The 13,925-nt window shown below is 55.9% G+C and carries 14 protein-coding genes and 1 pseudogene; 7 read left to right on the top strand and 8 right to left on the bottom strand.

Translation table 11 applies throughout. From position 1 onward, the window contains the following. Positions 1 to 2: 2 nt before the first annotated feature. The 4 genes from ABVS15_RS06505 to ABVS15_RS06490 all read right to left on the bottom strand — a co-directional run bounded on the left by ABVS15_RS06505 (position 3) and on the right by ABVS15_RS06490 (position 4,785). Positions 3 to 863, bottom strand: a complete 861-nt coding sequence (locus tag ABVS15_RS06505; RefSeq protein WP_369282929.1) for an ABC transporter permease — start codon at positions 861 to 863, stop codon at positions 3 to 5. Beyond that, positions 856 to 1,836, bottom strand: coding sequence for an ABC transporter permease (locus ABVS15_RS06500; protein WP_293007919.1), 981 nt, complete (start codon positions 1,834 to 1,836; stop codon positions 856 to 858). The genes ABVS15_RS06505 and ABVS15_RS06500 overlap by 8 nt, the downstream gene beginning before the upstream one ends. 169 nt (positions 1,837 to 2,005) lie before the next feature. Then, positions 2,006 to 3,583: an ABC transporter substrate-binding protein gene (locus ABVS15_RS06495; protein ID WP_369282928.1), complete on the bottom strand. Its 1,578-nt coding sequence runs from the start codon at positions 3,581 to 3,583 to the stop codon at positions 2,006 to 2,008. 125 nt (positions 3,584 to 3,708) lie between these two features. After that, positions 3,709 to 4,785, bottom strand: coding sequence for an NAD/NADP octopine/nopaline dehydrogenase family protein (locus tag ABVS15_RS06490; RefSeq protein ID WP_369282927.1), 1,077 nt, complete (start codon positions 4,783 to 4,785; stop codon positions 3,709 to 3,711). A gap of 340 nt (positions 4,786 to 5,125) precedes the next feature. Between ABVS15_RS06490 and ABVS15_RS06485 the strand changes: the two genes are divergently transcribed. Further along, positions 5,126 to 6,043: a LysR family transcriptional regulator gene (locus ABVS15_RS06485; RefSeq protein ID WP_369282926.1), complete on the top strand. Its 918-nt coding sequence runs from the start codon at positions 5,126 to 5,128 to the stop codon at positions 6,041 to 6,043. Positions 6,044 to 6,170: 127 nt separating this feature from the next. Here the strand turns inward: ABVS15_RS06485 and ABVS15_RS06480 are convergent, their stop codons facing one another. After that, positions 6,171 to 6,569 carry a bacteriohemerythrin gene (locus ABVS15_RS06480; RefSeq protein WP_369282925.1) on the bottom strand — a complete coding sequence of 133 codons (399 nt, stop codon included), beginning with the start codon at positions 6,567 to 6,569 and terminating at the stop codon, positions 6,171 to 6,173. A gap of 118 nt (positions 6,570 to 6,687) precedes the next feature. Then, positions 6,688 to 7,008 carry a hypothetical protein gene (locus ABVS15_RS06475; RefSeq protein WP_369282924.1) on the bottom strand — a complete coding sequence of 107 codons (321 nt, stop codon included), beginning with the start codon at positions 7,006 to 7,008 and terminating at the stop codon, positions 6,688 to 6,690. A 425-nt stretch (positions 7,009 to 7,433) separates the two neighbouring features. Here ABVS15_RS06475 and ABVS15_RS06470 point away from each other — a divergent pair, with 425 nt between their 5' ends. The 6 genes from ABVS15_RS06470 (at position 7,434) to ABVS15_RS06445 (ending at position 13,084) form a co-directional block, all read left to right on the top strand. After that, positions 7,434 to 8,381 (top strand): substrate-binding domain-containing protein, encoded by a 948-nt coding sequence (locus ABVS15_RS06470; protein ID WP_369282923.1) that lies wholly within the window; start codon positions 7,434 to 7,436, stop codon positions 8,379 to 8,381. 102 nt (positions 8,382 to 8,483) lie between these two features. Beyond that, positions 8,484 to 9,362 (top strand): phosphate ABC transporter permease subunit PstC, encoded by an 879-nt coding sequence (gene pstC, locus ABVS15_RS06465; protein WP_369282922.1) that lies wholly within the window; start codon positions 8,484 to 8,486, stop codon positions 9,360 to 9,362. Positions 9,363 to 9,366: 4 nt separating this feature from the next. Then, positions 9,367 to 10,206 carry a phosphate ABC transporter permease PstA gene (gene pstA / locus ABVS15_RS06460; RefSeq protein ID WP_369282921.1) on the top strand — a complete coding sequence of 280 codons (840 nt, stop codon included), beginning with the start codon at positions 9,367 to 9,369 and terminating at the stop codon, positions 10,204 to 10,206. Next, positions 10,191 to 10,940, top strand: a complete 750-nt coding sequence (locus tag ABVS15_RS06455) for a phosphate ABC transporter ATP-binding protein (protein ID WP_369282920.1) — start codon at positions 10,191 to 10,193, stop codon at positions 10,938 to 10,940. The genes pstA and ABVS15_RS06455 overlap by 16 nt, the downstream gene beginning before the upstream one ends. Before the next feature lie 15 nt (positions 10,941 to 10,955). After that, complete coding sequence (locus tag ABVS15_RS06450) at positions 10,956 to 11,423, top strand: HAD family hydrolase (RefSeq protein WP_369282919.1); 468 nt, start codon at positions 10,956 to 10,958, stop codon at positions 11,421 to 11,423. Positions 11,424 to 11,719: 296 nt separating this feature from the next. Further along, a complete protein-coding gene (locus ABVS15_RS06445; protein ID WP_369282918.1) occupies positions 11,720 to 13,084 on the top strand; it encodes a uracil-xanthine permease family protein in 1,365 nt (454 codons plus the stop codon). Between the two features lie 218 nt (positions 13,085 to 13,302). Here ABVS15_RS06445 and ABVS15_RS06440 read toward each other — a convergent pair whose 3' ends face one another. Then, entirely contained in the window at positions 13,303 to 13,563 is a 261-nt protein-coding gene (locus ABVS15_RS06440) for a tyrosine-type recombinase/integrase (protein WP_369283022.1), read from the bottom strand. A 166-nt stretch (positions 13,564 to 13,729) separates the two neighbouring features. Next, positions 13,730 to 13,888 (bottom strand): annotated as a pseudogene (locus tag ABVS15_RS06435) (hypothetical protein); the annotation flags it as partial. Between the last annotated feature and the right edge of the window lie 37 nt (positions 13,889 to 13,925).

Genomic DNA, 13,925 nt, shown 5'->3' with positions numbered 1-13,925 from the left:
CCTCACTTTTTCAGTCTGGGATCCAAACAATCCCGCAGGCCGTCGCCCACCACGTTCAGCGCGTACACCACGGCCATAATCGCAAGGCCGGGAATGACGGTGAGATACGGCAGGGTGCGGATATATTTGCGTCCGGCGGACAGCATGGCGCCCCACTCCGGCTTGGGCGCCTGAATGCCAAAGCCCAAAAAGCTCAGGGCCGAGGCGGAGATAATCGCGCCCGCCATATTCAGCGTGGCCTGCACGATGAGGGGCGAGATGGAGTTTGGCAGAATGTGATGCAGGATAATGCGGAAGTTACTGGAGCCGATGGCCCGGGCGGCCTCCACAAATTCCTGCTCCCGGGTGGACAGCACCGAGGCCCGCACCACCCGGGCAAACTTCGGCGTTGAGGAAAGTCCCACCGCCAGCATCAGGTTGAACAGGCTTCCGCCCAGAGCGGACACGATGCACATGGCCAGCAGCATTTGGGGAATGGCCATGAACAGGTCCATAGCCCGCATGATAATGTTATCCAGCTTAGGATAATAGGCGGCGATGACGCCCAAAAGCCCACCGGTCAGCACGGAGATGCCAACAGCCAGAAAGCCGATGGACAGGGAGTACCGGCTGCCGTACACGATGCGGCTAAACACGTCGCGGCCCAAATTGTCCGTGCCGAAAATATACTCGGCGCAGGGGGCGATCTGGGCGCGGGATGCGTTCTGCTCGTCATAGCCGTAAGGGGCGATCTGGTCTGCAAAAATGGCCACCAGAACGAACAGGACCAGCACCACCAGACCCACGACGGCCTGCCGGTTCTTTTTAAAGCGGCGCCAGATTTCCGCCAGCATGGTGTGCTTCCTTTCCTTGCTTTTAGCCATTTTGACCAGCTCCTTTCCGTTTAAAGAGCTTAAATCCGGACTCGCTCTCATACATGGTTTTCATACGGGGATCGATAAAGGTGTAGATAATGTCCACCAGCAGGTTCAAAATCGCGGACACAAAGGCAATCAGCAGCACGCAGCCCTGCACCGCGTTATAATCTCTTGCCAGCATGGAATCCACCAGATATTTCCCCACGCCCGCGATGGAGAAAATGGCCTCCGTGACGATGGAGCCCGCCAGAAGCGTTCCCATTTGCAGGCCGATGACCGTGACAATGGGAATCATGGCATTTTTCAGGGCGTGGCGCAGCACCACCACCCAGTAGGTCTGGCCCTTGGCCTTGGCGGTACGGATATAGTCCTGCCGCATCACCTCCAGCATGGAGCTGCGGGTGGTGCGCATGATGGTGGCGGAGGAGTTCACGCCCAGAGCAATCACCGGCAGCACCATCTGCTTCCAGCTGTCGCCATACCCCGAGGGGGGAAGCCAGTTCAGCGTCACGGAAAAAATCAAAATCAGCATCAGGCCCTGCCAGAACATCGGCATGGAAATGCCGAACAGCGCGCAGCCGGTGGACAGTGAGTCCCAAATGGTGTTCTGCTTCAGCGCCGATATGATTCCGAAGAAAATTCCCAGTATTATGCCCAGAACAATGCTCCAGGCGGAGATGTCGAAGGTGACCTTGAAGCGGACGATCAGCTCGTTGATCACCGGGGTTTTGGAGCGGAAGGACAGGCCCAGATCGCCCTGAATCAGCCCCAGCAAGGTGTTGCCCAGACGCTCCCAATAGCCGCCGTTGATACCCATTTCAATGCGATAGGCCTCCACGGACTCCGGCGTGGCGTTATCGCCCAGAGCGAGATACGCCGGGTCGCCGGGAGAAAAGTAGAGAATTGTAAACACGATGATGGTCACGCCGATCAAAACCGGTATGATCCACAGCAGGCGCTTTAATATGTATTTCAGCATTTCGTTTTCCCTCATTCAACCGTCGCGGCCAACTGTGTCAATTGCCCGCTGTTTATGCCGCAGCATGGGATAAAAAGGACGGGGCGAATAATATGAAGGAATTATTCGCCCCGCCTTTTCCCTGTTTTCCCGTTTCTCTGTTTCTAAATTGCCCTTCCGGCAGGAATGCTTATTCGAAGTAGCAGTACTTCAGCAGAGGAGACTGGTATGCACCGTTGCGCAGGCCCTGGAGGCTGGTGGAATGGCAGTAGATATCCTCCTGCTGATAGATGGGGACAATGATGCACTCGTCCAGCGCCTTTTGCTGAATGGCGGCGTTCAGCTCGCTGCGCTTGGCGGTATCGGCCTCCTTGGCGGCGGCCACGATCATGGCGTCCATGTCGGGATCACTGTACCCAAAGATGTTGTTGACCGCGTCGGTATAGAAGAAGCGGTTGGCAAAGTCGATATCGCCGTTGGTGGCGGCAATGCCCCAGGTGTAGATATCAAAGTTGTGCTCCACCTTCAGCGCCTGAGAGTTGGTGGCCGCGTCCAGAGCGACGATTTCCACATTGATGCCGATCTGCTTCAGGGCGTTTGCGAAGAATTCGCCGTAGGCCTGACGCAGGGCCATGTGGCCCACGTGATAGCGGGCGGAGAAGCCATTGGGATACCCAGCCTCGGCCAGCAGTTCCTTAGCCTTTTCAAGATTGTACTTGTAGACGGGATAGTCCACATGATAGGGAGAGTCAGTCTTTGCGATGGAGTCTGTGATGTTGTCGGGCAGCAGGCCCTTGGCAGGCTGGCCCACGCCGTCCATGCAGACCTTCCAGGCGCCCTCGATATCCAGCGCATAGGCAATGGCCTGACGGACGCGGACATCGTTGAAGGGCTCGCTGCGCTGGTTGAAGCTCAGATAGCAGTTGTCCATGGTGTACTCGCGGAAGACCTTCACGTCGGAGTTGGCGCTGGCGGCCTCGATATCCACGCCGGACAGGTTATAGCACAGGTCCGCGCCGCCGGTTTCCACCTCGATGTAACGATTGCCGTCCTCGGAGATCACCTTGAACTCAAGATTTTTGATGGCGGGCTGGCCCTCCACATAATAGTCTTCAAAAGCGGTCAGCTTGATGCTGCTGCCGATGGACCAGTCACTCCAGATATAGGGGCCCGTGCCGATGTCCATGGTCGCCCAGTCGCCGTTGTTCTCCTCATAGCCCTTCTTGCTGAACATGACGCAGGTGGGATAGGAGAGGTTGGCAATTACAGGCATGTACACCTCATCCATCACAATGACAAAGGTACGCTCGTCCACCACATGGCTCTTTTCCAAATCCATGTGGTCCGTGACAGACTTGTTGGCGCTCTCCCGCAGGCAATTGAGGGAGAACAGGCAGTCCTCCGCGGTCAGCGTCTCACCGTTATGGGTTTTGATGCCCTCGCGCAGGGTGATGGTCAGCTCGGTGGCGTCCTCGTTGAACTCCCACTTTTCGGCAAGCAGGGACTTATATTCCTGCTCCGGCACGGTGCGCTCGATCAGCGTCTCGTAGACCTGTGCCTTGACCTTGACGGTGTCGTTGGTAGTGGAACCGTTGATGGGGTCCTTGTCCGCCATATCGGCCTGAACCGCAACCACCAGCGTATCCTTCACAGGGGAGGCCCCGGCGCTGCCGCCGCCGGACTGGGAGGGGGTGTTGCCGCCGCCGCAGGCTGTTGCCAGCATACAGACGCACAGCAGCATTGCGAAGACTCTTGCTAACTTTTTCATACATCTTCTCTCCTTTTTGTTTTTACAATGAAACCGAAAATCGGTTATTGCCGGATTTGGTTTCCGTGCCGGGTGCTCCTGGCTTTTGGTGCGCCCGACATGCTCAAACTGTTTCCCTCTGCGCCTCAGCGCACCATTTCGTGAATCTGCTCCAGCGTCTTGCCGGTAAAGCCCAGCTTTTCCGCCGTGCGGCCCTCGGACCAAAAGTCCCTGCCGCACACGGCGCCCGCAAGGCTGACGAACGCGTCCATCATCGGCGTGGGAATACCCAACTCGTGGCCCACAGAGGCCAGAGGAACAAGGCCGGACATGGTGTCCTCCACAATGAACCGGTGGCTTGTGTTGGTGGGATTGCGCAGCGCGCGGTAAGATTCAATACTTTGAATCAGCTCGTACAGGCTGCCCTTAGGCTCCAGCTTGTAGGTCTTGGTCAGCATGCCGCCAAGGTCCAGTGCGTCCACGCCAAGGGCACCGCACACCGCCACCCGCTCCTTGTCGCACGCTGTGATGATATCCGCAATGTGGGGGGTGATGCCCTCCATGTAATAGTCGTAGCTCTCCCCCAAATCCATCTTGTTGACGTTCATCAGGCTTGGAATGGGGTGCAGCATGGCTCCGGCCGCCCGGAAGCCGGTTTCAAGAACATTGGCGGCAGGCTTCAGGCAGGGGAACACAGGCCCCAGCACTTCCATCAGACGGTCCACGTCCCCGGCGGGCAGGGTAGCCACCGACACGCTGACCTTCAGCCCGGTATGCAGAATATTGCCAAGCTCATAGCTGCGGCAGCCGTACATCAAATCGCCCGCCTCGGCAATGATCAAATCCTTGACGCAGCCGTCCTTGCCCCGCAGAATGTTTGCAAGCTCCAGCGCACCGCCGCAGTGGCCGGGATTAAGCATCACGATCTGGCCATCCCTGAGATAGGGCTTACACGCGTTGGCAATGCTTCTATGGGCGTCGGTGGTGGAGACAATCATCACCACGTCCGCGCCCTCCATCACCTCTTCGATACTGTCGGTAATCACTTCGGGCGCAGCTTCGCACTCGATCACACCGGTTACCTTTATGGTTTTCAACTCCCGCAGGCGGCGAATTTTCTCCTTGTCAATGTCATACAGCCGGACGCTGTATCCTTTGTCCGTGAGGATGGCTGCCATACTCTGCCCGCCCGCACCCGCGCCGATGATTGCAAACTTCAACATTGTACTCCCCCTGATCTCATCATTCTTTACCGATTTAATTGCTTATTATAGCACGCCGTGGGCAAAACAGCTTATGCGACAAATATACCAGTAATTATATGAATTCCACATAGTTGGCAGTTCTCTCACGGCGCCCGCCTTGCCTGACCTTGCATTTTTCGCCGTACAGAGGTATAATAAAAAATTAAAAGTCTGCGGTTTCCGGCATGGAATTCTACGGAGAATGCATTTTTCTCTGGCGCTCGATGCATTCTTTGTCAGATTTCGGTCGGCTGCACGGAAGCAAACGGGGCAGCTTTCCCAGCTTCCTGGTACGCAGCGGAAAGGGACAGGCCTGCTTATGACATTTCAACAGCTTATTTTTGCCGTCTCGGTCGCCAAATGTGCCTCTATCAACAAAGCGGCGGAGCAGCTTTACACGCACCAGAGCAACGTGAGCAACACCCTCAAGCAGTTGGAGGAGGAGCTGGGCATTGAAATTTTCCAGCGGACGAAAAAGGGCGTGCTTGTCACCAATGAGGGCCGGGAATTTCTGAACTACGCGGAGGATATTATCGGGCGGAAGAGCTTTGTCGAAAATCTTTACGCAGCCCGGCACCGCGACCGCAAGCAATATCTGCGCATTTCCTCCATGCGGGCCTACTTCCTCTCCACCCCTATGATTCACATGCAGGATACTCTGACCCAGCCGGACTTTCCGCCCACCTATATCCGGCTGGAGAAGCGTTCGTTTTCAGATGTTCTGGACGATGTGGAAAACGGCCGCTCAGACCTTGGAATTGTGTTCATCCCCCGGTCCCAGCGGCGGCGTATGCCCCGCATTGCCAGCGCCAAAAGCCTGAATTATACGGAGCTGGGAGAGAGCGTCATCAGCGCCGTGATGCGCGAAGACCACCCCGCCGCCGAGGCCCGCTCTCTGGAGCAGATCACCCGTTATCCGTATCTGATTGCGGAAGAGACGGAAAACTTTGATGTGTTTTATGACCAGCGCTCCGAATCCGTGACACACCTGTTTGAAAAGCCGCCGAATCTTGTGATTTCCTGCAATGAAAGTGCCACACTTCAGGATATCGCCGCACATTCGGACAATTTTTTTCTCAGCTGCACCCCGTGGAAGCATTCCCAGCATTATTCCTTTACCTCCTTCCCTCTGGAGGGGGAGGGAAACACACTGGTCCACTACTACGTGACCCGCAGGAATCACACTACCTCTGCCCTTTTGCAGGAATTTTTGACAGAATTGACCACCATGTTTTAAGCTCCGTGAAGCGCACGCTGCGTTCTTTCCCCCGAAAAATCAGAACGTATGCCGGTTTTGTAAAGCCTGCGGCGGAAGAATATGGTAAAAGAGCCATGCAGACGTGTCTGCATGGCTCTTTTGTGCTTCATTTCAGGGTTTGGGCGAATACGCCGATTTTCTTATCCATGGTGGAGATGTGCTTGGTCAGCCAGTCCAATACCATTTGATTGGCACCCAGAATGACCGACAGGTTTCCGCCGGAGGCGGCATAGTCGCTGCGCAGCTTGGCAAGCTGGCTGATAAACAGCTGGTGCGCCTGCTTCTGCGCCTCATATTCCGGGTAACGGATACTGAGCATATAGGTTTCCTCGTCCCGGAAATGCTGCTTGGTGTACGCATCCAGAAATTCCAGAAGCTCGCCGATATATTCCTTTGTGCGGTGCTCCCGCCCGGCCTGAAACAGCATTTCTGCTTTTTCAAACCAGAGCTTGTGCTGGTCGTCAATCTGACCCACACCGACAGATAAATTTGGCGTCCATGGCATACCCATCGTCTCCTTTTATTCAGATGCGTTCATTATAGCCAACAGACGACGTTTTTTCAAGTTCTTTTACCAAAAATTGCAGAAAGCAACATTTTTTTCGCCCGCTTCCACGGCTCCATCACCGAAGGTATGTAAGCTCTACGGTTGCCCCGGCTTCCAGCCCGGAACCGGCGCTTTTAGTAACAAGCTGGGCCGGGGCGGTCAGCACCGGGCATACGGGTCCGCCCCGCCCGCTGACAGGAACGGCCTCAAGCCCCCGCTCCGTCTGGCACAGCGCAAAGCGGCGCAATATCTCCATTCCCGGCGTTGCCTCAAGTGGCTTTGCAAGCTTTGCCGGGACCGTTTTGCGCAAGGGCCTCTCAATGCCCAGAAACATGGAAACCAGCTCTGAAACGCACCAGTCAAGAATGAAATAGGCCGCGTGGGGCGGGCCGGACATATTGCATCCACTTTAATCAATCTTCTTTAAAATCACAACTGTCTTTTTATATTTTAGCAGAATTTGTTATTATTCAACAATAAAATCTAAAATTTTTGCTTTAATTACGCAATCAGACAATCTTTCTTAAATTTCGTGTTTTTATCTTGGTTTCCATGTGCTTTCCCTGTAAAAAAGGTTTATCGCCCTTATTCTCTTTATTTCTCCACAAATCAATTTTCGGTTTAACCCCTCCGGTACAGCCGCGCCTTTTCCGCAAATTTAGGTAGATTTTGTTGAATCCAGTCAATTATCATCGTAAATTACGATATATATTCGTATTGACAGAAATTATCGATTTGACTTCATCTTTGAATATGAATAATGTAGATATTGGTTATGTACGCAATTTTTAGGAAGAAATAAAATTTTGGAGGCATTGTACCATGAAAAAAGTTCTCACTGCTCTTCTTGCAACCGCCATGCTGCTGTCTTTGACCGCGTGCGGAAGCTCCGCCCCCGCCGTGTCCTCCGCCCCCAGTGGCAGCGCTTCTTCCGCCCCCGGCGATGCGGCTTTTGAGAGCAGCATTCTCTTCTGCGGGTCTACCTCTCTCTATCCCATCATCTCTTCTCTGGCTTCTTCCTTCACGGACGAATATGTCACCTGGGACAAGGTGGATGCCACATTCCCCGGCGACAACATCTCTATCTATGTCGCCCCCGGCGGCTCCGGCGTGGGCGCCAGCGCCGTGATTGACGGCACGTGTGATTTCGGCATGATTGCCCGCAGCATCAAGGATTCTGAAAAAGAAGCTCTGGGCGAGGGGTACACCGAATATGTGGTGGCCAAGGACGCGCTCACCGTCTCCGTCAACGCCGAGAACCCTCTCTGCGGCCTGACGGACGACTTGTCCACCGACACCATCCGCCAGATTTTCAGCGGCGAGCTTTCCACGTGGAACGAGGTTGACGCCTCACTCCCCGCCGAAACCATTAATGTGTACATCCGGGACCTGTCCGGCGGCGCTTACGAGGTGTTTCAGAAGGCCATTATGGGTGACAGCGAGGTAACCGCCTCCGCCACCCAGTCCGCCTCCATGACGGAGCTGGCCACCAACATTGCAAACGACCCGTGGAGCATCGGCTATGCGGGCTTCGGTGCCTATAATAAGGCAAACCAGAACGGTCAGGTGCTGTTTGCCATGAAGGTGGACGGCGTGGAGGCCAACGAGGATAGCATCATCAGCGGCGAATATACCGTCCAGCGTCCCATCATGTTTGTCACCGGCAAGGCACTCACCCCCTCCCAGCAGGCTTTTGTGGACTACGTGTTCTCCGACGTGGGCTACAAGGTGGTAGAAGACAACGGCTATATCCCCGCCTTCACGGCGTGATTTTTAAAAGACCGGGAAATTTATTCTGTCCGGCAAACGCTGCCATTGTGGTGACAATGGCAGCGTTTGTCCTCCTATAAAATGAGAACCGGAGGGATCGTGATGCGGAAAATTGGGAACGCCCTGTTTCCCCGCCTGATTTGTCTGCTGACAGCCCTAACCGTGCTGTCTCTGGCGTTTGTGCTGATCTTTATTGTGCGGGAATCGCTTCCCGCCTTTCAGGAAATCGCCCCGACGGACTTTTTGCTGGGGCAACGGTGGATGCCCGTGGACTATGGCACCGGCGTATCCTACGGAATCGGAAACTACATTGCAGGGACCCTGTACGTTTCCGTGGTCGCCATCGTGCTTGCCGTGGTGGTGGGCGTGGGCACGGCGGTATTCCTCTCCTGCGCGGTGCCGGAAACCACCCGGGGCCTGCTGTGCTCCATGATTGACCTGCTGGCGGGAATTCCGTCGGTCATCTACGGGTTCATCGGCCTGTGTGTGCTGGTGCCGCTGTTTCAGCGGCTCCGCCTTTCCAGCAGCGGTCATTCCGTGCTGGCGGCAGCCATTTTGCTGGCGGTGATGCTGCTTCCGTTCTTGGTTTCCGCCTGCTGCGAAACCATGCTGGCCATGCGCCAAAGATACCTGCCCGCCGCCAACGCGCTGGGCGTAGCCTATTGGCATACGGTGGCCCATGTGATTCTCCCCCTCTCCGCCCGAAACATTCTATTGAGCGTGGTTCTGGCGGTGGGGCGGGCCATGGGGGAAACCATGGCGGTGATGATGGTCATGGGAAACGCGGGCGTGTTTCCCTCCCTGCTTGGCAAGGGAGAAACGATTGCCTCTTTGATTGCGCTGGAAATGGGAACGGCAGCAGTGGGCAGTACCCACTATCACGCGCTGTATGCGGCGGGGCTGGTTTTAATGGGAATCCTGCTGATTATCAACACCGGCATCGCCCTGCTGCGCCGCCGCCTGCTGCGGATGGAGGGCTGAACCGATGAAATGCAAAGCCTTTCTTGTCCGAAGCTGGGCGTATCTCAGCATGGCGCTGGTGGCCGCCGTCATCCTGTTCCTGTTCGGCTATGTGTTTGTGCAGGGCGGTCCTGTCATCACCTGGGAATTTTTCACCGCTTCTCCCAGCGGGTCGGTGCTTGGCTCCGAGGGCGGAATCTGGCCCGCCATCGCGGGCAGTCTCTGCTTCACGGCCACGGCGGTGGTGCTGGGGGGGATTCCCGCCATAGCTACCGCGCTGTATCTTGTATTTTTCTGCCAAAGCAAGCTGCTGCGGACCGTAATTCAGATGGTGATTCAAAATATCGCGGGCATTCCGTCCATAGTGCTGGGGCTGTTTGCATATAGCCTGTTGGTACGCGCTCTGGGCCTGGGCCGCTGTGTTTTATCTGCGGGCGTGGCGCTGGCAATCATGATTCTGCCGTTTATCGAGGTCCGGGCGGAAAAGGCATTTCGAGAGCTGCCGCCCGCGCTGACCCAGTCCGCCTACGCGCTGGGCTGCTCGAAGTCCTACACCATTTGGAAAATCGTTCTGCCCGCCTGCCGCGGCGAGCTGGTATCCGGCGTGATTCTGGGCGCCTGCTACGCCATGGGGGCCACTGCCCCACTGATGTTTACCGGGGGGGTGGCCTACGCGGCAATGCCGGTATCCCTCACAAAGCCCGCCATGGCGCTGCCGCTGCACCTCTATCTTCTGCTGGCGCAGGGCACCTCCATTCCTCAGGCCTATGGCACCGCATTCGTGCTGATGATGGTGGTGCTGCTCAGCAATTTTCTGGCAGCCTTGTATGCTAAAAGGAGGAATCGGGCTTGGAAACAATCCTAACACTAAAAGACGTAACCATTACTTATGACAAAAAGCCCGCTCTGGAGCAGGTTTCCCTCTCCTTTCCCAAAAACCGGATTACCGCAGTCATCGGCCCGTCCGGCTGCGGGAAAACCACCCTGCTGCGGGCGATGAACCGCATGCTGGAGGAGGAACCGGGCGCGGCTGTGGAGGGGCAGATTCTTCTAAATGGCGACGATGTGCGAAAGCTCCCCTCCGAAGAACTGCGCCGCCGGGTGGGACTGGTATTTCAAACGCCCGCCCCGTTTCCCTTCTCCATTTACAAGAACATGACCTTTGCCCTTCGCTATTACGGCGTACAGAATCAGGAACGGCTGGCCGCCCTGGTGCGGGAAAAGCTTACACTGGCCGGTCTTTATGAAGAGGTAAAGGACCGCCTTGACAAAAGCGCCTTAAAGCTTTCCGGCGGGCAGCAGCAGCGGCTGTGTATCGCCCGGGCACTGACGGCGGAGCCGGAGGTGCTGCTGCTGGACGAGCCCTGCTCGGCGCTGGACATCAGAAGTATCGAGGCCATTGAGGCCATGCTTTTGAAGCTAAAGGAAACCTACACTATTATTCTCGTCACCCACAATATCGCCCAGGCCCGCCGGATTGCCGACTATACAGCCTTTTTCAACAATGGACGGCTGGTGGAGTTCGGAGAAAAGGGCGCACTGTTCCTCCAGCCCCGGCATGAGGAAACCAAGGCCTTTTTAAGCGGCGTCTACGGCTGAGTTGAAAGGAGCATTATGCTGAACATCGAAATTCCCGGCCGCGAGCCGGTTGAAATCGACCATGTGGTTCTGGATTACAACGGTACCATCGCTGTGGACGGGGTGCTTTTGCCCGGCGTTGCCGAGCGCATCGCAAAACTGCGGGAGTTTGTCACCGTCACGGTGCTCACGGCCGACACCTATGGAACCGTCCGCGCCCAGTGCGAACCGCTGGGTATTACCGTGCAGACCTTCTCGCAGGCGGGCGCCGCCCTTTGCAAGGAATCCATCGTGCAGGGAATGGGCGGGGGAATCCTGTGCGTAGGCAACGGCTTTAATGATATCCAGATGTTCGACGCGGCGGCGCTGCGCGTCGCCGTTTTGGAGCGGGAGGGTCTGTGCCCCGCCCTGCTGTCCCACGCCGATGTACTGGTGGCCTCCCCTCTGGACGCGCTGGACCTGCTGCTCAAGCCCAACCGCCTGCGCGCCACGCTGCGCAGCTAGGATCCGTGTGTCGGCATACCGCCGCCTGATAAGGATTGTTTCTCTTCGTTTTTATCCTTACTTTCGAGCCTTGTCTCACGCAGCGTTCTTTTCTCCGCAAAGCGTTGTTCCCTCCAAAATACAAAAAAATTTTTTATATCTAACAAAAAGTATTGCATTTTAAAGGTCAACCTCCTATACTGAACAAAGGCCAATTTATTGGAATGTTACAAATAACTTTTGTTTCCCTTTTCGTATTTGCGGCATTCCGCCGGATTTTCCGGTTTGGCAAAAAAATAAAAGGAGCTTGTTAGATCATGAAAATTTCGCGTTCGGAGGACGTCAGTGTAGAGAATGTCTACCGCCTGGACGGCCGGGTCCCCATCAGCAAAGCAATTCCCTTCGGCCTGCAGCATGTGCTTGCCATGTTTGTGGCAAATGTGACACCGCTCATCATTATCGCATCCGTCGCAGTGTACAATGGACAGTCCTTTACCGCGATCGAAACCGCGCGCCTGATTCAGAACTGCATGATTATCGCCGGCATCGGAACCATGTTGCAGCTCTATCCCGTGGGCTTTCTTGGCTCAGGCCTGCCGGTTGTCATGGGCCTGAGCTTTACCTTCCTTGCCGCCTGCCTGTCAGCGGCCTCCAAGGACTACGGCATCATGGTCGGCTCCATTATCGTGGGCGGCTGCTTTGAGGGCGTTCTTGGCCTGACAGCGAAATACTGGCGCAAGGTTATTACGCCGATTCTTTCCGCCTGCGTGGTGGTTTCCATCGGTCTGAGCATCCTGAGTGTGGGCGTTTCCTCCTTTGCCTCCTCCTCGGCTTACCCGCTGGGCTCCTGGCAGAACCTGCTTGTGGCCGTGATTACCCTTACCTCCGCGTTCATTTTCCACACCAGACTCAAGGGGATTGCCAAGCAGCTTTACGTCTTGTTTGGCATGATGGTGGGCTACATCGTTTCAATTTTTTTCGGTATGGTGGATTTCGGCACAATGTCCTCCACCGTGCAGTCTCTCGGCGTGATTGCCGTTCCGCAGCTGGTGGCGTTTAAGCCACAGTTTGAAATCGGCTCCATCGTCTCCTTCTGCCTTGTATTCATTGTCTCCGCCGTGGAAACCATTGGCGACACCACCGCCACCTGCACTGGAGGTCTTGGGCGGGACATCACTGCCAAGGAGATTTCCGGCTCTTTGTGTGTGGACGGATTTATTTCCGCAGTTTCCGGCGGCGTGTTCGGCTGCTCTCCCATCACCTCGTTCAGCCAGAATGTGGGTCTGATCTCCATGACCCATGTGGTGAATCGCTTCTGCATTATGTTCGGCGCGCTGGCAATGATTCTCGGCGGCCTGTTCCCACCCATCGGCGCGTTTTTCACCACGCTGCCCGACTGCGTGCTGGGCGGCTGTACCGTCATTATGTTCGGCTCCATCATGATGTCCGGCATCAAGATGATGCATGAGGCTGGCATGAACAACCGCAACACTCTCATTACCGCAACCGCCCTTTGTCTCGGCGTGGGCGTGACGCAGGTGGACGGCTTCTTTGCTTACATGCCAAGCATGATCGGCGAAATCTTCGCGGACAATATGGTGGCGGGCGTGTTCGTTGTGGGGCTGATTCTGGAGCTCTGCCTGCCCAAGGACCCCAAGTGCTACGAAAGCTACGAGGGTTAAAAACCATCGGGAAGCCGATCATTTCTCCTTACAGCGGCATGCGGCCCGTTCTGTGTTTTTCGCCTCCGCCCGGGTAATAACGTCTCAGACATTGACCTGGCAGTTGGTTTCTCGACATACCGAATAAAGAACAGGCGCCGAGAGCATTCTCGGCGCCTGTTTTATAAAATAATGGCTTGTATTGTTCCAATGTGCGGCCCAATCTGCATCATCTCCGTTTATTTCACGGCGCTTGGGCAGATCAGCTTCGCATGGTCGGGCGCGATGGACTCCGCCGTTTGAAGCAGTCCCTCATAGCGGGCCTGCGTGGTTTTCACGGAGCCGTGCCCCAGTGCGCGGCTGAGCGCCTCAATCTCCCCGCCGCCGCTCATCCACATCAGGGCAAAGGTATGGCGAAGCATATGAAAATTCACGGTCTGGGGCAGACCGCAGCTTGAAAGCATGCTCTGGAATCGATATTGATAGGTGCGCGGTCCCAGCGGCTGCTCGTCGGTTCCCGTTAGAAAATACGCCGTCGGATAAATCCGGGTCCCAGTTGACTAGCTTCAGCCCCGCGTTCAATACGCGGGAAATATCGGCCACGGTTTTTCGGGAAAGTCCGCCTTTCCCATCCATCCGCCCGCTGTGCATCCGTTCATTCAAAAAATCACGGATGTCCGCCACGGTCAGGTAATCCACCACCGCTTCCCCCAGACGCGGCAAAATATGCCGCCGGACAATCCGCTCGTAGTTTGCATAAGAAGCGGCGTTTACCTCTTTGCGGGCCGCCGCCAGCCACAGCTCGAATACGCCCCGGATGGTCATTCCCTTATGAAACTGGTCCCCCAGCTGGCAGCTCCCG

The organism is Oscillibacter sp. GMB15532, from assembly GCF_041020825.1.
In the GTDB taxonomy this organism is placed as follows: Bacteria; Bacillota; Clostridia; order Oscillospirales; family Oscillospiraceae; genus Oscillibacter.
This window is presented reverse-complemented; position numbering and strand designations above follow the sequence as displayed.